This is a genomic window from Actinoplanes sp. NPDC019969 (genome assembly GCF_055562375.1).
This window is the reverse complement of record NZ_JBVHFK010000007.1, coordinates 203,159-223,987: the sequence shown is the minus strand read 5'-3', so window position 1 is coordinate 223,987 and position 20,829 is coordinate 203,159. Positions and strand designations below refer to the sequence as shown.

Annotated in this window: 18 protein-coding genes; 7 read left to right on the top strand and 11 right to left on the bottom strand. The window is 71.0% G+C overall.

Going from position 1 to position 20,829, the window contains the following annotated elements; all coding sequences use genetic code 11:
* Positions 1 to 82: 82 nt before the first annotated feature.
* Positions 83 to 2,014: an MFS transporter gene (locus tag ACZ3II_RS22205; RefSeq protein WP_465519603.1), complete on the bottom strand. Its 1,932-nt coding sequence runs from the start codon at positions 2,012 to 2,014 to the stop codon at positions 83 to 85.
* A 243-nt stretch (positions 2,015 to 2,257) separates the two neighbouring features.
* On the opposite strand from ACZ3II_RS22205, the gene ACZ3II_RS22200 reads away from it, so the two are divergent.
* On the top strand, positions 2,258 to 2,887 hold the full coding sequence (locus ACZ3II_RS22200) for a hypothetical protein (RefSeq protein ID WP_465519602.1): 630 nt from the start codon (positions 2,258 to 2,260) through the stop codon (positions 2,885 to 2,887).
* A 2-nt stretch (positions 2,888 to 2,889) separates the two neighbouring features.
* Here ACZ3II_RS22200 and ACZ3II_RS22195 read toward each other — a convergent pair whose 3' ends face one another.
* The 8 genes from ACZ3II_RS22195 to ACZ3II_RS22160 form a co-directional block, all read right to left on the bottom strand.
* Positions 2,890 to 3,468 (bottom strand): DUF6584 family protein, encoded by a 579-nt coding sequence (locus ACZ3II_RS22195; protein WP_465519601.1) that lies wholly within the window; start codon positions 3,466 to 3,468, stop codon positions 2,890 to 2,892.
* 253 nt (positions 3,469 to 3,721) lie between these two features.
* Positions 3,722 to 4,960 carry a hypothetical protein gene (locus ACZ3II_RS22190; RefSeq protein ID WP_465519600.1) on the bottom strand — a complete coding sequence of 413 codons (1,239 nt, stop codon included), beginning with the start codon at positions 4,958 to 4,960 and terminating at the stop codon, positions 3,722 to 3,724.
* Positions 4,961 to 5,084: 124 nt separating this feature from the next.
* The gene (locus ACZ3II_RS22185) at positions 5,085 to 5,675 is read right to left on the bottom strand and encodes a fascin domain-containing protein (RefSeq protein WP_465519599.1); all 591 of its coding nucleotides are present in this window, start codon (positions 5,673 to 5,675) and stop codon (positions 5,085 to 5,087) included.
* A 121-nt stretch (positions 5,676 to 5,796) separates the two neighbouring features.
* The gene (locus ACZ3II_RS22180; RefSeq protein ID WP_465519598.1) at positions 5,797 to 7,116 is read right to left on the bottom strand and encodes a pectate lyase family protein; all 1,320 of its coding nucleotides are present in this window, start codon (positions 7,114 to 7,116) and stop codon (positions 5,797 to 5,799) included.
* A gap of 99 nt (positions 7,117 to 7,215) precedes the next feature.
* Complete coding sequence (locus ACZ3II_RS22175; RefSeq protein WP_465519597.1) at positions 7,216 to 8,424, bottom strand: Gfo/Idh/MocA family protein; 1,209 nt, start codon at positions 8,422 to 8,424, stop codon at positions 7,216 to 7,218.
* Positions 8,421 to 9,884: a mannitol dehydrogenase family protein gene (locus ACZ3II_RS22170; RefSeq protein WP_465519596.1), complete on the bottom strand. Its 1,464-nt coding sequence runs from the start codon at positions 9,882 to 9,884 to the stop codon at positions 8,421 to 8,423. The genes ACZ3II_RS22175 and ACZ3II_RS22170 overlap by 4 nt, the downstream gene beginning before the upstream one ends.
* Positions 9,881 to 11,305 carry a glucuronate isomerase gene (gene uxaC, locus ACZ3II_RS22165; protein ID WP_465519595.1) on the bottom strand — a complete coding sequence of 475 codons (1,425 nt, stop codon included), beginning with the start codon at positions 11,303 to 11,305 and terminating at the stop codon, positions 9,881 to 9,883. Before uxaC ends, ACZ3II_RS22170 begins: the two co-directional genes overlap by 4 nt.
* Complete coding sequence (locus ACZ3II_RS22160; RefSeq protein ID WP_465519594.1) at positions 11,302 to 12,621, bottom strand: Gfo/Idh/MocA family protein; 1,320 nt, start codon at positions 12,619 to 12,621, stop codon at positions 11,302 to 11,304. Before ACZ3II_RS22160 ends, uxaC begins: the two co-directional genes overlap by 4 nt.
* A 216-nt stretch (positions 12,622 to 12,837) precedes the next feature.
* Between ACZ3II_RS22160 and ACZ3II_RS22155 the strand changes: the two genes are divergently transcribed.
* From ACZ3II_RS22155 to ACZ3II_RS22135, 5 genes are all read left to right on the top strand, one after another.
* The gene (locus ACZ3II_RS22155) at positions 12,838 to 13,863 is read left to right on the top strand and encodes a LacI family DNA-binding transcriptional regulator (RefSeq protein ID WP_465519593.1); all 1,026 of its coding nucleotides are present in this window, start codon (positions 12,838 to 12,840) and stop codon (positions 13,861 to 13,863) included.
* Positions 13,864 to 13,871: 8 nt separating this feature from the next.
* Positions 13,872 to 15,173 (top strand): ABC transporter substrate-binding protein, encoded by a 1,302-nt coding sequence (locus ACZ3II_RS22150; protein WP_465519592.1) that lies wholly within the window; start codon positions 13,872 to 13,874, stop codon positions 15,171 to 15,173.
* Between the two features lie 5 nt (positions 15,174 to 15,178).
* Positions 15,179 to 16,156, top strand: a complete 978-nt coding sequence (locus tag ACZ3II_RS22145; protein ID WP_465519591.1) for a carbohydrate ABC transporter permease — start codon at positions 15,179 to 15,181, stop codon at positions 16,154 to 16,156.
* The gene (locus ACZ3II_RS22140) at positions 16,156 to 16,992 is read left to right on the top strand and encodes a carbohydrate ABC transporter permease (RefSeq protein WP_465519590.1); all 837 of its coding nucleotides are present in this window, start codon (positions 16,156 to 16,158) and stop codon (positions 16,990 to 16,992) included. The genes ACZ3II_RS22145 and ACZ3II_RS22140 overlap by 1 nt, the downstream gene beginning before the upstream one ends.
* A gap of 83 nt (positions 16,993 to 17,075) precedes the next feature.
* Positions 17,076 to 17,756, top strand: coding sequence for a hypothetical protein (locus ACZ3II_RS22135; RefSeq protein WP_465519589.1), 681 nt, complete (start codon positions 17,076 to 17,078; stop codon positions 17,754 to 17,756).
* A gap of 340 nt (positions 17,757 to 18,096) precedes the next feature.
* Here the strand turns inward: ACZ3II_RS22135 and ACZ3II_RS22130 are convergent, their stop codons facing one another.
* Complete coding sequence (locus ACZ3II_RS22130) at positions 18,097 to 19,053, bottom strand: hypothetical protein (protein ID WP_465519588.1); 957 nt, start codon at positions 19,051 to 19,053, stop codon at positions 18,097 to 18,099.
* 25 nt (positions 19,054 to 19,078) lie between these two features.
* Positions 19,079 to 19,546 (bottom strand): Lrp/AsnC family transcriptional regulator, encoded by a 468-nt coding sequence (locus tag ACZ3II_RS22125; RefSeq protein ID WP_465519587.1) that lies wholly within the window; start codon positions 19,544 to 19,546, stop codon positions 19,079 to 19,081.
* 140 nt (positions 19,547 to 19,686) lie between these two features.
* On the opposite strand from ACZ3II_RS22125, the gene ald reads away from it, so the two are divergent.
* On the top strand, positions 19,687 to 20,802 hold the full coding sequence (gene ald, locus ACZ3II_RS22120) for an alanine dehydrogenase (protein ID WP_465519586.1): 1,116 nt from the start codon (positions 19,687 to 19,689) through the stop codon (positions 20,800 to 20,802).
* The last annotated feature ends 27 nt before the right edge of the window (positions 20,803 to 20,829 follow it).

Below are 20,829 nucleotides of genomic sequence, written 5' to 3'. Positions count from 1 at the left end.
GTACAGCCGACCTCCCCAGCCGTCGCCCAGCCCCGTCACCGCCAGCGGGAAGCCGGCCGGCCACGGGACGCGGCGCCGTGGGTCAGGCGGACGCGGTTTCGGCGGCGCGTTCCTCGATGGCCGCCTTCAGGCGGTCGGCCTGGACGCGGCTCTTGATGCCGGTGACCGCCTGCACCTTGTACCTGGTGAGCCGGCCGGTGGTACGGAGGTGTTCGAACAGTTCCGCGCCGTGCATCTCCAGCAGTTCCTCGTCGCTGGCCGGGCGGGCCGGCCGTGGGCGGGGCAGCAGGCCGGCCCACGGCTGGTCGCCGGTGACGGTCATGCCGTTCAGGGCGAGCAGGTAGTCGCTGATGAACTCGCGGATGGTCCGGTCGTCGAGGCGGGGCGCGCTCGGGGCGAGCAGTTCGGCGAGGGCTTCCGGGTCCATCGGCTGGCCTTCGCCGAGTTCGTCCTCGAGGGCGGCCCGGAGGGCGGCGAGGGCGGCGTGCCAGGCTTCCGAGCCGGGCGGGGCCGGGAGCGGTGCGGGCAGGAAGTCGCGCCACGGGTACGCCGATTCGACGTGCTCCCCGTCGAGTTCACGGACGTACTCGTTGATGAATGTCCGGACGACGCCTTCGCCGAGTTCCGACACCCGGGGCGCGAGTTTGCGGGCGAGTTCGTTGATCCGCAGGTAGTTCATCTCCGGCAGATCCTCGGCGTTGATCTCCTGGGCGACCATCTTGCTCAGCCGGTCGACGGCGAGCCGCCACCACGGCGATCCGGCGATGCTCACCGCCGGCCGCGCGCCGGTGACCGTCGACGCCCAGGCGGGTACGGCGGGAGGGGCGGCCGCCGAGGGGGCCACCGGGTCCGGGCCGGGCTCGGTGGGGACCGGTTCGGGCGCGGCGCCGGGAGAAGGGGCGGGCCGTTGCGCCGGGACCACCGCGACCCCGTTCGCGGGCATCGGAACGGTCTCCTCGACGGCGACGGCGGCGGCGACGGCGGCAGCGACGGCGGCAGCGGGCGGCGGTGACGGCTGAACGAACTGCACCGGTTCCACGAACTGAACCGCCTGCCCCACTGGTGGAGCAGCCGGCTCCACGGAGGACGCCGCCTGCTCCACGGGGGGAACCGGCTCGGCGGGGCGCACCGGTTCCGGAGCTTCGGGAGCCGGCGTGACAGGCGGGGCGGCGACGGTCACCGCGGTCAGGTCCCGTACCGGCACCGTGATCCGCGGCGCGCCGGGCACCAGCAGATCCATCACCCGCTGGATCCGGTCGAGCTGTTCGATCACCTCGTCGACCACCGGCTCGCCGGCGGTGCGGGCGTCCTTGAGCAACCGCGACCGCCACCACGCCTTCGGGAACCGGCCCGCGCTGACCCGGTGGTAGTTCACGACCATCCGGCGGACCTGGCGCTCGGCCCCCATCCGTACCAGATCGGGGTCGTCGTCGGGGATGAGCCATCCCCACCGCTCGGCGAGCCGGCGCGGGCTGTAGGCGAACCGTCCCCGCCGCACCCGCTGCCCCGCCGCGGTGAGGGCCGCCCACCACATCAGGAAGATCATGCAGGGTACGGCGAGCCGCAGCAGTTTCTCGGTGAAGGTGGCCGCGTTGCTGGCCACGATGACACCGGACAGTCCCGCGATGAGCGCCGCGATGTACAGCATCGCGCCGGGGTGGCCGGGTGTGACGATGGTGCCGTCGGGGGCGTGCACGGAGGTGCGCCGGTACTGTTCGGCCGCGAGGGACGTCGCCGTCAGGAAGCAGATCTCGAACACCGCGAAGACCAGCACCGCGAAGATCGCCGGCAGGTTGAGCTGGTCGATCGCGATGACCCACATGCCTTCGGCGTTGAGCAGCAGCGCCAGGTTCATGCTGAAGGCCAGGGCGAGGGGCCGCAGCGGCTTCTTCGAGCGTTTCGCCCAGACCGCGAAGGCGATCAGCAGCACCACGCCGAGCAGGCCGGCGGCCAGCAGGACCACTGCGGCGTAGTCCCGCCAGAAGTCCGCTATCAGGTCGTTGAACTGCTTCACTCCGGATGCCTTTCATCGCGGCCGGCCGCATGCCGGCCGGCTGGCTTTCTACCACGCCCGGGTTACGCCTACGAAGTCCTGCGAGCGACGAGGAAGACTAGCGGAACCCTCGATGGACGCGCCGTCTCCGGTGTCCGTCCTCACCTCGCGGCGGCGGCGGCGCGGATGAGACAGCGCTCACGGTTGATCGGCGTGTGCCGGAGTGGCGGGCGGCGGGCGATCCAACCTACGGTCGGAGGATCGATGGAAGTCGAGGCTGAAGGGGATCAGCGGGCGATGGTCTGGGAGTTGGCGGCCGTCGCGGCGATGGCGATCGGGGTGGTGCTGGCGTGCGTGGCGGTGGTGGCCGCCTGGCAGCGGCCACGTCGGGGGACGGCGCCGGGCGAGGTGGACGAGATGATGGCCGACGTCGAGGCGGTCCGGTCGGCGGCGAGCCGGGCGGCGGCGGAGGCCGACGAGGCACGGCGGCGGGCCGAGCAGGCCGCCGGTGTGCGGGACAAGGCGGAGGATCGTTATCTGGAGGCCCGCTGGGAGGCCCGGGTCGCCACCGCTGACGAGGCGCATCTGCTGGTCCAGCGGGCGGCGCTGGCCGCCTATCGGCGCGGTGAGCTGTCGGTGGAGCAGCTCAACGGCATCTGGCATCACGCCGGGCCGCCGGCGGAGGAACTGGACGACGGCCGGGTGCGTGCCGCCCGCCGGGCGTACGAGCGGGCGGTCGCCGAGACCGTTCAGGTGCGGGAGCAGGCGCACGTGGCCGCGGTGGCCGCGGAGGTGCTGGTGGAGGAGGCCCGGAACGCCGAGGAGGACGCGGTGGTGGCGTGGGAGGCCCGGGAGGCGGCCCGGCCCACCCTGGACAAGTTCTTCGACGAGTAGCCTCAGCGCCCGGCCACGTCGAGGTAGACGAGGAAGATCATGCCGGCCAGGACGAGCCCGAACGAGCCGACGATGACGGTGAGCTGGAGGGCGTTCTCGATCCGGTCGCGCCACGGCGTCTCCGGAGCCCGGGCCGGGGCGGGACGGGTGACCGGGGCTGCGCGCGGCGCCACGGGAGGGCGGTACGCGCGGACGGCCGGGGCGTCCCGGCGGACCCGCGCGGGGCGCGGTGGCTCGGTGGCGGCCTGTTCGGCCAGTTCGGCGTAGCGGGGCCCGGCGAGCGTCCCGAGTTCCGGCGGGTTCTCCCCGCGCAGGTTGAGGCTCCGCAACCGCTCGGCCGCGGACGGGTAGGCCCGGGTGAACGCTTGGATCTCGTCCGGTTCGGCCTCCTCGGTGAGGAAGGCCCAGCGCCCGGCCTGCGGCCGGTTGCCGATGTGGCGGTGCACGGCGGCGATCCGGGCACGTACGCCGAGGTCGCAGGGGTCGGCCGCGTGCAGGCCGGACAGGCGCTGGAGGGCGCGGCGGGTGTCGCCCCGTCGCAGGTCGGCGTCCACTCTGGCCAGTACGTCGGACTTCGCCATACGGGGATTGTCTCCGGGGCTGTCCACCCTCGGAGGAACCAGCGGACGACGGTGACGAGGCCGAGGCCCATCAGGGCCGCCAGCACGCAGAGCGCTCCGATGACGAGGGACACCCCAGCGGCCGGCTTCACGACGGTTGCCGGTCCGGCGGTGCACGGCGGCGAGGCGGGCAGGCCGCCGGGCGGAAGTGCGGGTACGGACGACGGCCCGGCTGCCAGGCAGCCGGGCCGTCGGTCTCGTCAGGCGGGACGCGTCACTTGTTCAGGTTGCAGGCGGACAGGCCTTCGGCGTTCAGGTTCGGCTTCGCGGCGTTGCGGCCGATCGCCGTCTCCATCCGGTTGATGGCCGCGAACCGCTTGTCCTTCAGCGGGCCGAGGATCGCGTTGTTGATGAAGTTCACGCCGCCCTGGAACGCCGTGCTCTTGATCCGGGCGTTGGCCTCGTTGATCTGGGTCTGCAGCAGCGCCAGGTTCTGGTTGACCTCGGCCGCGGCCTGCGCCGGGATCGCCCCGTTGATCACGACGGCCGGGCAGTCCACCTGCGCGGTGCCGTCGTTGATGCCGACGTTGCCGGTGTTGCGGCTGGCGGCGGCCTGGTTGTTGCCGTTGCCGTTGTTGCCGGCGTTGCCGTTGCCGGCCGGGGCCTGCGTGGTCGGGGCCGCGGTCGGCTGGGCCGCGGCGCCACCGCCACCGGCGTTGAGCGAGCAGGTCGACAGGCCTTCGGCGTTCAGGTTCGGCTTCGCGGCGTTGCGGCCGATCGCCGTCTCCATCCGGTTGATGGCCGCGAACCGCTTGTCCTTCAGCGGGCCGAGGATCGCGTTCTGGACGAAGTTGGCGCCGCCCTGGCCGACGGAGTTCTTGAGGCGGGTGTTGGCCTCGTTGATCTGGGTCTGCAGCAGCGCCAGGTTCCGGTCGATCTCGGCCTTCGCCTGCGCCGGGATCGCCACGTTGATGACGACGTTCGGGCAGACGATCGTGCCGGTGTTCCCGGCTGCGGCGGCGCCGGCCGAGACGGAGGCGGCGGGCACCTGGTTCGGCTCGGGCGAGGCGTTGCCGCCGCCCTTGGTGTTCAGGGTGCAGCCGGAGAGGCCCTCGGCGTTCAGGTTCGGCTTGGCGAGCGTACGGCCGATCGCCGTTTCCATCCGGTTGATCGTGGCGAACCGCTTGTCCTTCAGCGGGCCGAGGATCGCGTTCTGGATGAAGTTGGCGCCGCCCTGGCCCTGGGTGTTCTGGATCCGGGTGTTCGCCTCCTGGATCTGGGTGTTCAGCAGCTGCAGGTTGCGCGAGATCTCCGCCTGCGCCTGGGCCGGGACCGCGCCCAGCTTGTCGGCGACCGTCGGGCAGCTCACCGTGGGCACCGCGCTGTCGGCGGCGGCCGCCACGCCCAGTCCCACACCGACCAGGGCCACCGCGACACCCGCCACGCCGGCGACCCGCCAGCGCCGGATGTTGGATCCCCCCGTGTTGCTCCGGTAGCTCCGGTAGCGCTTCATCTGCGTGCCTTCCTGTTGAACCGCCTTCTCGATCGGTCCATACGGGAACGCTCCCAGCGCCGGATCACCCTAGATCGAAATAAAGAGAAACTTAAGGTTCCAGGGCTGGATCTTTAAAGGAACTTCACCATACGAAGGTCTCCTCGGCGCCCACGCTCGTCGCCCGGGCACGCAGGATCCCGTACTGGCTGCCGGTGAACGTGACCTCGGCGGACACCCAGCGCCTGGTGTGCCGGGCGTAGAACGAGAAATGCTCGCCGGGCGGGCTGTTGGAGTAGTACCGCTCCCAGCCGCCGACGTTCTCGGCCTGGGCGCGCAGGAGGCCGTACTTCGCGCCCGCGTTGTCCAGCTCGGCCGAGACCCAGTCGCCGTTGGCCTGGGCCCGGATCCGGGTCACGCCGGTCTCCGGATCCCGGCAGACGGTGAACTTCTCCCAGATGCCGGGGCTGGCCGACCGGGCCCGCAACGATCCGTGGTCGGCGCCGTCCCAGCCGATCTCCGCCGTGACGTACCTGCCGTTGGCGGTGGATCGGATGGTGATGTTGCGCCAGCACGGGACGTCGGCGCCGATCTCGTGGCGCATCTTCTCCAGGGCCGGGGAGCCGGCGCCGGGCGGGATCCGGATCGCTGCGGCGGAGGCGGGCGTGGCGAGACCGGTGAGAGGCAGGAGAGCGGCTGCGGACACCGCCGCGAGGCGGCGGGTGGCAGAATTCATGAGACTCACTCCGCACATTACGTAAATGTCGGGAATGAGTGGAGCGTAGTGGAGTGGCAACCCCGGTGTGTGGAGTTCGGCCGCTATGCGCGCCCGAACTCCACACACCGAAAGTCGCCGATCAGATCCGCCCGGCTCCGGCGCTCCGGGTGACCAGGTCCGGCACCTGCGCGGTCGGGGTGACCGGCCCGGCACGCAGGACGGGGGTCCATCCGGCGTCGGTGCCCAGGTCCGGGTCGTGGGTGGCGTTGTACTCGGCGAGCAGGCTGACCGCCCGCACCGGCCCGGTACCGACCCGGGTCAGCGTGCCGATCTCGGTGATCGCCGTGCCGCCCCAGTCGTAGACGAAGTCCTCGAGGGCCAGATCCGAACTGCGGAGCAGGAAGTTGTTCTCGGCGTAGATGGCCGAGTAGACGCCCGCGCCCCACGAGTACGCATAGGTGTCCTCGTCGGTCTGGTAGTAGTAGTTGTTGTAGACGTCGACCTGCCCGAAACGCACCCGCGGGACACGCTGCCCGACATTGGCGAAACGGTTGTGGTGCAGGGTGACCCGCAGTTTCCCGACATCCGCGCCGACCGTGTTCGTCGAACCGATCAGCATCGTCTTGTCGTGCTCGGAGAAGACGTTCCAGGAGGCGGTGACGTAATCGGACGCCCGGATGATGTCGAGCGCCCCGTCGTGCACCTGGTACGGCCGTCCGAAATAGAGCGGCTGGTTCTCGTCGACGTTGTTGCCGTCACTGAAGGTGTTGTGGTCCGCCCACACGTGTGTGGCCCCGGTCAGGGTCACCAGGTCGTAGGCGGAGTTCCAGTTCCCCTGCGATCCGTCGGTCGGGTCCCACAGCGGGAAACAGTCGGCCGCGTCCTCGAAGCGCACGTTGCGCACGATCACGTTGTCGACGTTCTGGACCAGCAGGTTCGCGCCGACCAGCCGGGCGTTGGGGAGTCCGTAGATCGTCGTGTTCGCACCGACCTTGAACTGGACCCGGGCCGCCTGGGTCCGCGCCGACCGCACGCGCGCCTCTTCGAGCGGCCCGCTCGGCCGGGTGGCACGGCCCCAGACCGCCGGGTCGTAGGCGGCCAGGTAGGCGTCCAGGGAATAGGCCGGATCCGCGTAGTCGTCACACGTCAGCGGATTTCCGGCGTCGTCCTCATTGGCCCGGATGGTGCCCTTGATCAGCACGATCCGAGGGGTCGGATCGGTTCCGCCGGCCAGGGCGGCGGCCAGTTCGGCACGGTTGCGCACGACGAACACGTGCGCGTCGTCGGCCGCGGCGCCACCGGTGGTCCCGGTCGTCGCGGCAGCCCATCCGTCATTGACGGGCAATACGTCCCGGGCCGCGGACGGAATGCCCGCGGACGCCGAGGCGGGAATGGCGGCGGCACCGGCGGTGAGGACGAGGCCGATGGCCGCTGCGAGAGCGGTTCGCACGGTATGCATCAATACCTTTCTTCTCGATTCGAACCCTTTCCCTGTACGGGACGGGCCGCCCGGTGAAAAGCGCCCGTCCCGCTTACTTCCGCGTGTGGGGTTCGGCCGCTATACGCGCCGCAACTCCACACGCTGAAACGGGGTGGACCAGGGGACGCCGAGTTCGGACGGGAGCCGTCCGGTGCCGGCGACCTCGCGGACCAGTTCGTCGATGCCGGGGACGACCGAGCCGCCGCCGTCCGGGTGCGGCTCCAGGAAGGTCTCCGGGATCCGTGCGGGCTCGGGCGCCGCGACGATCGCCTCGGCCACCGCTGTGAAACCTGACGTCCGTTCCAGGGGCGCGAGCAGCGGCTTCTTCGGGTCGTCCCGGTGTTCGAGGAGGTTCTCCAGCAGATTGACCCGGCCCGGTACGTGCGTGAAATCGTCCTCGCCGGGCAGCCGCAGCCGGTCGGTCGGGTACTCCAGGACGGCGTCGCCCGCACTGATCTCCCCGGCGATGAACACCTGCGACGCGAGCGTCACGGCGACCGTGATCCGCCGCCCGCCCGCTCCGGTGATGCGCAGGAACGTGGAGTCGTCGGTCTCGATGTCCCGGGACCGGTACCGTTCCAGCTCGAGCAGCTCCGGCCGGAAGTCCGGGCCGGCGCTGCCGGCCACCACCAGCGCCTGCATGAGCGCGTGCGCGAACGGGTTGACCAGCGCCCCGTCGAACACCGGCCGCCCGCCGACACTGCGCCTACCGGCCCAGGGGGTCCGCCGGTAGTAGGTGTCCGGCCGCCACCAGGCGCCGGAAACCCCGATGTCACCGGCCGGCGCGGCCACGCACAGTTCGGCCAGGGCCGCCGACCCGAGGGCCTGGAATCCGATCTGCAGGATCCGGCCGGTGGACGCGACCGCCGACGACAGGCGCTCGTGCTCGGCGAGGGACATCACCGGCGGCTTCTCCAGCAGCAGGTCGGCTCCGGCGGCGAAGACGTCGAGCGCGATCGGCAGGTGCGTGTGCGGGGGTGTGCAGACCACCACCACGTCCGGCCACACGGTCGACAGCAGTTCCCCGTGGTCGGTGAAGAACGGCACCCCGTCGAGCGGGGCGTCCGGGTGCGGCTCGACCGGCTGCCGGTCGCAGAGGCCGACGACGTTGATCTGCCCGTCGTCCCAGAGGCGTTGCAGCACCCGCCGGTGCCAGAGGCCGTGACCTCCGGCGCCGACGAGTGCCACCCGCGTCGCCACTGTGCCGGCCTTGGGCATGCCCTTCTGGCCCTCGCTGTCACGATCGCCGGCAGGTTGCGGTTGGCGCGGCTCGGTGCAGTCGGTCATGCCGCGAGACCCCGGATGGTGGCTTCCGCGCCGTGTCGTTCGAGTTCGCCGTACCACTTGATCAGCTCGCGCTTCAGCTCGTCGTCGCCGGCCAGGGCGGGCGGGAAGATCTGGTCCAGGGCGAGCAGCGCGCCGACCACGCCGGCCGGGGTGTCCGGGGCGGCGGCGAGCGCGGCCCGGATCCGGTCGGCCATCGGGTCGTCCAGCGGGAGGGTGGCGCCGGAGTCGGCGTACCCCCGCGCGAAGCGCATCCACGCGGCCAGCACGAAGGCCGCCCACCCGGGGAACGCGCCCGCCCGGCGCCGGTCGGCGATGGTGCCCAGCAGCCGGTGCGGCAGCTTCTGGCTGCCGTCCATCGCGACCTGCAGGTTGCGGTGGCCCAGCTCGCGGTTGGCGAAACGCTCCAGGACGGTCTCGCCGTAGCCCTCGACGGTGACGCCCTCCGGCGGCCGCACGGTCGGGGCGATGTCCTCGGCGATGAACCGGCGCAGCACCGCGGGCAGCCCGGCCAGCTCGAGCGAGTCGGCGATCAGCTCGCGGCCCGCCAGCGCCCCGAGATACGCGCACGCCGAGTGCACCGAGTTGAGGGTCCGCAGCTTCAGCTTCTCCCACGACGTGACGTCGTCGGTGAAGATCGCGCCGGCGGCGGCCCAGTCGGGACGGCCGCCCGGGAAGTCGTCCTGCATCACCCACTGGGTGAAGGGTTCCGCCACGACCGGCGCGGCGTCGTCGGCGCCGAGCGCGAGCGCTGTCCGCCGCAGGTGGTCGGCGCTGGTGGCGGGCACGATCCGGTCCACCATGGTGGCCGGGAACGACACCCCGCCCGGCAGTTGCGCGCCGGCCACGTCGAGGGCCTGTTCGACCAGGCCGCGGATGCGCGGGCCGTTGCCCTGCAGGTTGTCGCAGCAGAGCACGGTCAGCGGACCGGCGCCGGCGGCCTGGCGCCGCAACAGACCACGAACCAGGAGAGCGGGTACGGACACCGGTGGCGCGTCGCCGGTCAGCTCGGCCCGCAGCACGTCGTCGAGCAGCAGCCGGCCGGACGGGTCGAGCCGGTACGCCTTCTCGGTCACGGTCATCGACACGATGCGTACGCCGGGGTCCGCGATCGCGGCGACCACCCCGTACGGATCGCCCGCCGCATGCCCGAACCCGGCCAGGACGCCGACGGCCTTGGCCCGGTCCTCTCCCCCGCCGACGGTGAGGACGCTGTAGAGGCCGTCCTGGGCGCGCAGCTTGTCGAGGATCTGCCGGGAGCGCGGGGCCACCCCGATGATCCCCCAGTCGCCGCCGGACGCGGCGATCGCGGTCTCGGTGAAGACGGCCTGATGGGCCCGGTGGAAGGCGCCGAGTCCGAGGTGGACGATGCCGGGGCGGACGGAGCCGGGTTCGACGGCGGGACGGCTGGCGGCGGCGATCGAGCTGAGCGCGCCGCGGTCGAGTCGATAGGTCACCGTCACGAGTTACCCCCATCAAGGCGGAAGACCTTCTTGGGCAGGTGGTACGCCAGGTCGGCGATCGTCTCGGCGGCCTCGTCCAGCGGCAGGGTGCCCTGGGCGACCAGCTTCGCGAGGTATCCGGCGTCGACCCGGCGGGCCACGTCGTGCCGGGCAGGGATCGAGCAGAACGCGCGGGTGTCGTCGACGAAACCGGACGTGTTGTAGAAACCGGCCGTCTCGGTGACCGTCTCCCGGAACCGGCGCAGGCCCTCCGGGCTGTCCAGGAACCACCAGGGGGCGCCCAGGAACAGCGACGGGTAGCCGCCGGCGAGCGGGGCGAGTTCCCGGCTGAACGTGGTCTCGTCCAGGGTGTACAGCACGATCCGCAGGCGCGGGTCGGTGCCGTACGCGTCGAGCAGCGGCCGCAGCGCGTGCACGTAGTCGGTGGCCGACGGGATGTCGCCGCCGGTGTCCCGGCCGTGCCGCTCGTACAGCGCCTTGTTGTGGTTGCGCACCGAGCCGGGGTGCAGCTGCATGACCAGGCCGTCGTCGAGCGACATCCGGGCGAACTCGACGAGCATGTGCGCCCGGAACGCCTCCGCGTCGGCCGCGTCCGCGCCACCGCCGAGCGCCTTGCGGTAGAGCACCGCCGCGTCGGCGTCGGACAGCTCCAGAGTGCCGGCGGTCAGGTGGCCGTGGTCCGAGCTGGTCGCGCCGGCCTCGATGAACGCCTGGCGGCGGCTGCGCAGCGCGGTCAGGAAACCGGGGAAGGTGCCGACGTCGAGGCCGGTCAGCTCGCCCAGTTCGGCGACCCGCCCGGCCCAGCCCGGCCAGTCCGGGTCGACCAGGTTGTCCGGCCGGAACGTGGTGATCACCCGGCCGCCGGGACCGCCCCAGCCGTCGGCGGCCAGCTTGGCGTGCGCCTGCAGCTCGTCCAGGGGGCTCTCGGTGGTGGCGAGCACCTCGATGTTGAACCTGGTGAACAGGGCACGCGGCCGGTACTCCGGTTCGGCGAGACGGGCGGACAGCTCGTCGTAGATCTCGTCCGCCGTACTCGCGCTCAAGGTCTTCTCGATGCCGAAGACGTCGGCGAGCACCTTCTCGGTCCAGAGCCGCGACGGCGTGCCCCGGAACAGCTTCCAGTTGCCGGCGAGCAGCCGCCAGATCTCCCGGCCGTCGGTCTCCACCGCCGAGCCGTCCACACTGGGCACCCCGAGGCGCGCCGGCGGGATGCCCTGGCTGGCGAGCATCCGCGTGACGTAGTGGTCGGGGACCACGAACAGCCGGGCCGGGTCGGGGAACGGCTGGTCGTCGGCCAGCAACAGTGGGTCGACGTGGCCGTGCGGGCTGATCAGGGGCAGGTCCTTGGCGTGCCGGTACAGCTCACGCGCGATCTGCCGCTGGTTCGGCTCGGCGGGAAAGAGATGGTTCTCGTCGGTCACCTGATCTCCTCAAGATCTAGGAGGTCTTGCACGCGGATCGCCTGCCCTTGGGCCAGGGATTCGTTGGCGGCCAGACCGGTCAGCAGGGCGCGGGCGCCGTCGACGGCGTTCGCGGTCCGGCCGAGCGGGTCGGCCGGGGCGTCGGAGCGGATGAGGTCGGCGAGCATGCGCACGTCGGCGCCGCCGTGGCCGTGCCGGGACAGCCCGTCCACGGCGATCTCGCGCGGCGGCGCCCAGAACGGGCGGACCAGCAGGCGCTTGAAACCCTGTTCGGCTGTCGACTCGGCGCCCGGCTCGCCCTTCACGCCGGCGGCGGCGCCCGGGGCGACGTGGTCGCTCTCGACCACCTCGAGTTCGAGGCGGCCCTTACTGCCGTTGAACATGACGCGGTAGCCCTCCCACGGCGCGTACGCGGTGAGGTGGTAGGTCATCGACGCCCCCCGGGCGTAGCGGACCAGCACCGCCATGTCGTCCTCGATGGTCACGCCGGGCGCGAACACGTTGCGGTCGCGGTGGTAGCCGTCGTGGTCCTCGGCGTCGAGGTACAGCTCCTTCATGTTCGGCTCGTCGGCCATCCGCAACGCGAACGGGTCGCCCTCGGCGGCGGGGGCGCCGTGCGCGCGCTCGTAGTCGCGGGCGTACCCGTGCCGCCGCCCCTGATCGCCGTAGAAGAACAACCGTCCCGCCGCGAAGACCTGCGCCGGGCTGTCGTCGAGCCACCAGTTGACCAGGTCGAAGTGGTGGCCGGCCTTGTGCACCAGCAGGCCGCCGGAGTTCGCCTTGTCGCGGTGCCAGCGGCGGAAGTAGTCGGCGCCGTGCCGCACGTCGAGCAGCCACTCGAAGTGCACCGAGCCGATCTCGCCGATCTCGCCGGAGGCGAGGACCCGCTTCACCGCCTCGTGCAGCGGGTTGTAGCGGTAGTTGAACGTGACCCGGACGTCCCGGCCGGTGCGCCGTTGCGCGTCCAGGATGCGGCGGCAGCCGTCGGCGTCGACGGTCATCGGCTTCTCGGTGATGGCGTCGCAGCCGGCCTCCAGCGCGGCCACCACGTAGTGGTCGTGGTAGCGGTCCACGGTCGCGACCAGCACCACGTCGACGCGTTCCCGCTTGAGCATCTCGGTGAAATCGGCCGCGCCGTAGACCGGGACGGGTTCGGCCAGCCGCCTGTTGTGGGCGGCGAGCCGGGCGGGATTGATGTCGGCCATGGCCACCAGCTCGGCCACATCGGCGTGGTCATCGGTGATCGCCCGGACGAACATTCCAGCCCGTGCGCCGGCGCCCACTAGGGCGTACCGGCGACGTGGGGACGGGGGCATGCCGTCGCCTCCATTCGGCAAACGTTTGCAACAGATTAGGGAGTGGACTGCGACCAAAGTCAATGCACCGCACTGATTTGTCCAAGTTTGCCCGCGCTCAGTGATGATCACGCAACAGAGGCGACATCGAGAGGCGTTGACACCACCGCAACCGTTTGCATTAATGGCTCTCACCAAGAGATCCGGGTCACACCGGATCGCCATCGAGGAGGCATCGTGGCCGTGACCATCCGGGACGTCGCAAGGGCGTCCGGAGTGCACATCTCCACGGTGTCGCGCACCTTCTCCGCCCCGCATCTGGTCAACCCCGAGACCCGTTCCCGGGTGCTGGCCACCGCGGAGCAGCTCGGTTACCGCCCCAACCGGGCGGCCCGGGCACTGATCACCGGACGCACCCACAACATCGGCCTGATCGTGGCCGATATCGCCAACCCGTTCTTCCCGCCGCTGATCAAGGCGGCCGAGACCCACGCCCGGCGGCGGGACTACCACGTCTTCGTCGCCGACACCGACGAGGATCCGATGGTCGAGGCCGACCTGGTGCAGGCCCTGGCCAAGCAGGTCGACGGGATCCTCCTGTGCAGTCCCCGGATGAGCGACGACCAGATAGAGCTTCTGAAACGAGAGGTTCCGCTGGTCGTGATCAACCGCCCGATCACCGGCCTGCCGTCGGTGGTCATGGATGTGGGACTGGGGGCGCGGGAAGCCGTGCAGCACCTGCTCGGCATGGGCCACCGCCACCTGGTCTACCTGGCCGGGCCACGTGGCTCATGGACCAACCGGGAGATCCGCCGGGCCGCCGGGGCCACCGCCCGCACGGCAGGCGCGGACCTCACGGTCCTCGGCCCGAACCAGCCGGTCGAGGAGACCGGCGCCGCGGCCGCCGAGGCCGTGCTCAAGACCGGCGCCACCGCGGTGCTCGCCTACAACGACCTGATGGCCATCGGCCTGCTCCAGGCGTTGCAGGACCGCGGTGTCGAGGTGCCCGGGCAGGTGAGTGTCGTCGGGATCGACGACATCGCGTACAGCGGCCTGGTCCGCCCACGGCTGACCACCGTGGCGAACCCGACCGGCGCCGCCGGCCGCACCGCCGTCGACATGCTGCTGCAGCAGGGCGACGACGGGGCGACCGGGCAGGTCACCCTCCGGACCGACCTGATCATTCGCAACTCCACCGGCCCGGGGCCCTACGCCCCGGCCGGAGCGCTCAACGCTGAGGTTGCCGCACACGTCAAGGAGTGACGAACCCCATGACCGCATCCCACCCCCTTCCCCGGCGCCGCGTGCTCAGCGGCGTCGTGGCCGCCATGCTGGCGCTGCCCCTCGCCCTCGGTGCCTGTGGCAGCGACGACGACAAGGCCGCCGCCGACGGCAAGGTCGAGCTGAGCTTCTTCTGGTGGGGCGGCGAGGCCCGCGCCCAGCTCACCGAGCAGGCTCTCGCGCTCTACACCTCGAAGCACCCGAACGTCACGTTCAAGAAGACGTGGCAGGCCAACCAGGGCTACTTCGACAAGCTGGCCACCCTGACGGCCGGCAACGACGCCCCGGACATCTTCCAGATCGACGACAACTACCTGGCCGAGTACGCGACCCGCAACGTCACCGCCGACCTCGGCGAGTACACCAAGGCCGGAAAGATCGACACGTCGAAGTTCCAGAAGGGCCTCGTCGAGTACGGCACCGTCGACGGCAAGCTGGCCGGCCTGGCGATGGGTGAGAACACCCAGGGCCTGGTCTTCAACAAGGCCAAGCTGGACGCCGCCGGAGTCGCCGTGCCCAAGACCGGGCAGACCTGGGAGGAGCACATCGCCTGGGCCAAGGACGCCGCCGTGAAGACCAAGCTGGCCGGCACCATGGACCCGAGCGCCGACTACAAGGCGTTCTGGGTGTGGCTGCGCCAGAACGGCAAGGAGTTCTACAACGGCGCGGAGCTCGGCTTCACCCAGGAGGACGTGCAGAAGTGGTTCGAGCTGTGGAAGGGCGCCCGGGACACCCAGGCCACCCCGACCCCGGACGTGATCCACGAGGGCAACGCCACCGACGTCACCAAGCAGCTGGTGGTGACCAACAAGGCGCTCACCTCGTGGGTGTGGGCCAACCAGCTGCCCGAGCTGCAGAAGAACACCAAGGACGACCTGAGCGTCATCGCGTACCCGGGTGACGCCACCAAGCAGTGGGCGCGCGCCTCGATGTACTTCTCGGTCTACCGCGGCAGCAAGAACAAGGACGTTGCGGCCGACGTGCTGAACTTCCTCGCCAACGACCCGGAGGCCGGCAAGATCCTCGGCACCGACCGTGGCCTGCCGTCGAACCTCGACATCCGCACCCAGGTCGCCGCGACCACCGACAACGCGGCGATGAAGGAGAGCATCCAGGTGACCACCGAGCTCGGCAAGAACTTCGGCCCCGCGCCGTCGGTTCCGCCGAAGGGTCACAGCACCGTGCGTTCCGAGCTGATCAAGGCCGCGGAAGAGGCCCAGTACGGGCGTGCCACCCCGCAGAAGGCCGCCGAGCAGTTCTTCAGCGCCGCCCAGGCCGCGATCAAGCGGTGAGTCCAGTGGCAACAACAACGGCCCGGCCCCAGCCGACCCGGCCGACGGCCGGCCCCGCCGCTACCAAGCGGCGGGGCCGTCCCGCCAAGCAGAAGTCGGACGGCATCGCCGGTTACGTTTTCCTCTCCCCCTGGCTGCTCGGGCTGCTGACCATCACGGCCATCCCGATGCTGATGTCGCTGTACCTCAGCTTCACCAACTACGACGTGCTCTCGGACTGGGAGTCGATGAAGTGGGTGGGGCTGGACAACTACCGGACGATGTTCACCGAGGACCCGTCGTTCTGGCACGCGGTCCGTACCACCCTGGTGTTCGCTCTGGTGGCGACGCCGCTCAAGCTGGCCGCCGCGCTCGGCGTGGCGGTGCTGCTCAACGCGTCGTTCAAGGGATCCGGCCTGTTCCGGGGCCTGTTCTACCTGCCGTCGCTGCTCGGCGGCAGTGTGGCGCTGGCGATCGTGTGGGTCAACATGTTCAACCGGGACGGGGCGTTCAACTCGTTCCTGAGCTGGTTCGGCATCGAGGGCAAGGCCTGGGTCAACGACCCGGACTTCGCGCTCGGCACACTGATCCTGCTGGCGGTGTGGCAGTTCGGCGCCCCGATGGTGATCTTCCTGGCCGGCCTCAAGCAGGTGCCGGGTGAGCTGTACGAGGCCGCCTCGGTGGACGGCGCCAGCCCGTTCCGCAAGTTCCTCAGCATCACCCTGCCGATGCTGTCCCCGGTGATCTTCTTCAACCTGGTCCTCGAGACGATCAACGGGTTCCAGGGCTTCACCTCGGCCTTCGTGCTCAGCAACGGCACCGGCGGCCCGGTGGACTCGACCCTCATGTACACGCTGCACCTCTACATCAAGGGCTGGAACGAGTACCAGATGGGCTACGCCTCGGCGATGGCCTGGGTGTTCCTGCTCTTCATCGGCCTGGTCACCGCCGTCGTCTTCCGGACCGGCAAGTTCTGGGTGCACTACTCGGACGGAGAAGACTGATGACCCTCCAGCGCCTGGCCCGGCCTCTCACGCTGGTCCTGCTCTCGGCGGTGGTGCTCTACCCTCTGGTGTGGATGCTCGGCAGCTCGTTCAAGTCGCCTCAAGAGGTGCTGAACAACATGTCGATCCTGCCGAACGAGTGGACGCCGGGGAACTACTCCGACGGCTGGTCGAACTTCGACGTCAGCTTCGGCCGGTTCTTCCTCAACAGCGCGATGGTCGCCGGCCTCACCGTGGTAGCGAACTGCATCTCGTGCCTGCTGGCCGCGTACGCCTTCGCCCGTCTGAAGTTCAAGCTGCGCGGCTTCTGGTTCGCCATCATGATCGGGACGCTGCTGCTGCCCGGACACGTGCTGATCGTTCCCCAGTTCGTGATGTTCAAGACGTTCGGCTGGGTGGGTGGCGACTGGCCGTACGCCCCGCTGATCGTGCCGCAGCTGCTGGCCACCGAGGCGTTCTTCGTCTTCCTGATGGTGCAGTTCATGCGGGGTGTGCCGCGCGAGCTCGACGAGGCCGCCACGATCGACGGCTGCACGCCCTACGGCGTGTTCCGGCACGTCATCCTGCCGCTGTCGCGGCCGGCCCTGGTGTCGACGGCGATCTTCTCGTTCATCTGGACCTGGAACGACTTCTTCCGGCAGCTGGTCTACCTGTCCGACCTGGAGAAGTACACCGCCCCGGTGGCGCTGACGCTGTTCATCGACTCCAGCGGCCAGTCGTCGGTGGGCCCGATGTTCGCCATGTCGGTGCTGTCGCTGGCGCCGGTCTTCCTGTTCTTCGTGGCCTTCCAGCGCATGCTGGTGGAGGGCATCAACACGTCCGGGCTCAAGGGATGACCAGGCCACGGCCCGCTTCCGGTTCGCTCGCCGCCTCCGCGGCGAGCGGGCCGGACAGCCCCTTCTCCGGTACGGAGGACAGCGTGCCGTCTTCACCCGGGCCGGGCCGGCCCACCTCCTCCTCGCCCGGGCCGGACTGGCCCGCCGAGGAGGCGCCGGAGAACCGGCCGGACTGGCGGGAGAAGTTCGCCCTCGGCGCCGACCTCGCCCTGATCGGCATCGTAGTGACGGTCGCGGCGCTGCCGCTGCTGACCCTGCCGGCGGCGCTGGCCGCCGGCTCCACCGCCGTCCGGCACCGGTACGTCACCGGCCGGCTCCCGTCGTTCCGGCCCCTGCTGCGGCAGTTCGGCCGGTCCGTGCTGCCCGGCGTGCCCGCCGTCCTGATCGGACTGCTGCTCCTGACCGACCTGGTCGCGGTCAGCCGCGGCTGGGTGCCCGGCGGCATCCCCGTCCTGGCGCTGACAGCCGCCGCCGTCACGTGGCTGGCCGGAGCGGCCATGCTGACCCTGGTCGCCGTGGGCCGCGAACCCGCGACGCCGTGGCGGGCCGCCCTGGGCTGGGCCTGGAACCAGTCGATCACCCGGCCGTGGGCGGCGCTCGCCCCGGCCCTGGCCGGCGGCCTCGCCTTCTTCCTGGCCCTGTCGATGCCGGCGACGATCCCGCTCGTCATCGGCTTCCACCTGTTCGCGGCTCACGTGATCAGCGACAGGCTCGCCCCGCCTCCACCGCGGGTACCCCGCTCCGGCCATCATCCCGGAGCCTGACCGCCCACCTCTCGGGCGGGCATGACGCCGGTCACATTCAGGCAACGTCGGGGCCTGGTTCGGTCACTGGAGACCGACCGGCTCCGACGACCGCCCGAGAGATCAGTGCACCGTTTTCCCGCTTCCCGGCTGCGCCGGCCCGGCCCGCCCCGGCCACCCCGGCGCCCGCCGCCCCCGCCACGCCGTCCCGCTTCCCCACACTGCCCGACCGGCCACACCGGACCCCGCAACGCACGGCCGGCCTTGCCTGCCGTCGCCCAGACCGGTCAACCCACCCGCGAAAGCGGCCTGGACGACGGCTGGCGATCTGAGGGTGGCGGACCGGCGGCGCCTCTGGTCTTCAGTCGGTTCGGGTGGAGGAGTCCTTGGCGAGTGGGTTCGCGGGCGGCGTACGGCCAGGGAATGTGATCTTTGTGAAGCGCCACACCGTGACGGAGAACAGAACGGTGAGTGCCGCAGCGCAGATCAACAGCGGGATGAGCAGGACCGTCGTGTGGGTGAAGAACGGTGGGTCGCCGGGGCGGACAGCGCCGGAGGCCAGGATCTGCTCGGGGACGTCGAGGGATTCGACGGCGCCCTGGACCAGGGCCGGGCCGCCGGTGAGCAGAGCCCGGCCGGTGCCGAGGCCGATCAGGCGGGCGGCCTCGACCGCGGCCTGGGCGACCGGTTCGTCCTGGCCGGTGGGGCCGGTGAAGAGGGACGGGACGGTGCCGGGGACCGCGGTGTACTCGACGGCGACCGGGGAGCCGGAGGGCCACCAGCCGATCACCCGGAGCGCGTAGACGCCGTCGCGGGTGATCTCGGTGCCGGTGACCGTGCCGTCCGTGGCGGAGATCGTGGTGACCGTCCAGCGGACCGGGTAGCCGGGGCAGTCGCAGCGGGCGCCGGACACCACCAGCAGGTTCCGGCCGTCGCGGGTCCACGCGCCCTTTCCGGCGATCCGTGCGCCGGGCGGGAGCGGCAGGTCGGTGGTGGCGCCGTCGGTGAGCGTGCGGACGCGGAGCCGGTAGACGTCCGTGCCGCGGCCGGCCAGGCCGGCCGTCAGGTGGGATTCGTCGAACCAGGTGCCGGACGTGTAGTACACCGAGGCGGCGCCGATCGGGGACTGCTCCAGGTCGGGCGTCCACATCGCCGGGGCGCCGACCCGCGCCGGCAGCGACCCGGCTGCCTGAACCGGCGGGCGCTCCGGGCCGTCGATCGGCAGCCACTGGATCAGCACGGGGACCGCGGTCCAGATCGCCACCCCGGTCACCAGCGCGACCAGGGCCGCCCAGCTCGCCACTCGCCCCGCACGCATCGGCCGATCATAGGGACCGATGCGATCAGGCGCCGCGGCGGTGCTCGAAGATCAGGTAGGTCTCGGTGCCGGCGATCAGGCCGGTGCCGCTGAGCCGCTCGGTGATGACGGCGCGCAGGTCGTCGACGTCGGCGCAGGCCACGTGCAGCAGGAAGTCGTAGGAGCCGGAGATGAAGTAGACGTCCCGGACCGCCGGGATGCCGGCGAGGGACTCGGCGAAACGGCCGATCGCCTCGCGGGCGTCCGGCCGGATCCGGACGGCGATCATCGCCTGGATGGGGCGGCCGATCCACGCCGGGTCGACGTCGGCGTGGAAGCCGCGGACCGCGCCGATCTCCCGCAGCCGGCGGATCCGGGTCAGGCAGGTCGACGGGGCGATGCCGACGCGTTCGGCGAGGGCGTTGTTGGGCATCCGGCCGTCGGCGCGGAGCAGGCTCAGCAGCTCGAGGTCGATGGGGTCGAGGCCTCGAACATCCTTCGGCAGATCGGTCACCGGAGAGCACCCGGCCGAAGCATCTGCTTGCATGAGGTTGCTGACAGAATCATCTTCGACCGTCTTGCCGTACGCCGCACATCGTTTCACTCTATCGCCAACGGGAGCGGCGGCCGCACCCAAGGCGGAAGGAAGGTCCCATGCACATCGGCGTGCCTGCGGAGGTCAAGAACCACGAGTACCGGGTGGCGATCACCCCGGCCGGCGTGGTGGAAGCGGTCCGGCACGGGCACCGGGTGTCGGTGCAGACCGGAGCCGGGCTGGGTTCCGGGATCACCGACGACGACTACGAGGCGGCCGGCGCGGCCATCCTTCCCGGCGCCGACACGGTCTGGGACGCCGCCGACATGATCCTCAAGGTGAAGGAGCCGATCGCCGAGGAGTACCACCGGCTGCGGGAGGACCAGATCCTCTTCACCTATCTGCACCTGGCGGCCGACGCGGACGGGACGAAGGCGCTGCTGAACAGCGGGACCACTGCCATCGCGTACGAGACCGTGCAACTCGCCGACGGTTCCCTGCCGTTGCTCGCGCCGATGTCCGAGGTCGCCGGGCGGCTGGCTCCGCAGGTCGGCGCGTACAGCCTGATGAGCAACAGCGGCGGCCGCGGCGTGCTGCCGGGCGGGGTGCCCGGGGTGGCGCCGGCCAACATCACGATCATCGGTGGCGGCGTGTCCGGGGTGAACGCGGCGACCATCGCCCTCGGCCTCGGCGCCGACGTGACGGTGCTGGACCTGAGCATCCCGCGGCTGCGGCAGATCGACGAGCGGTTCGGCGGGCGGGTGAAGACGCTGGTGTCCAGCTCGTACGCGATCGAGCAGTCGGTCCTCGCCGCCGACATGGTGATCGGCGCGGTGCTGGTGCCCGGCGCGAAGGCCCCGACGCTGGTCGGCAACGATCTGGTCAAGCGGATGAAGCCCGGTTCGGTGCTGGTCGACATCGCGATCGACCAGGGCGGCTGCTTCGAGGACTCCCGGCCGACCACCCATCAGAACCCGGTGTACCGGGTGCACGACTCGGTCTTCTACTGCGTGGCGAACATGCCCGGGGCGGTGCCGAACACGTCGACGTACGCCCTGACGAACGCCACCCTGCCGTACGCGCTGCGCCTGGCCGACCTGGGCTGGCGCGACGCCCTGCGCGCCGACCCGGCCCTCGCGCTCGGCCTCAACACGCACGCCGGCGCGCTCACCAACGAGCTGGTCGGCTCGGCGCTGGGGCTGCCCACCGAGAAGATCAGCGCGGTGCTGGCCTGACCCTGGCGACATGGGTACGCCGCCGCA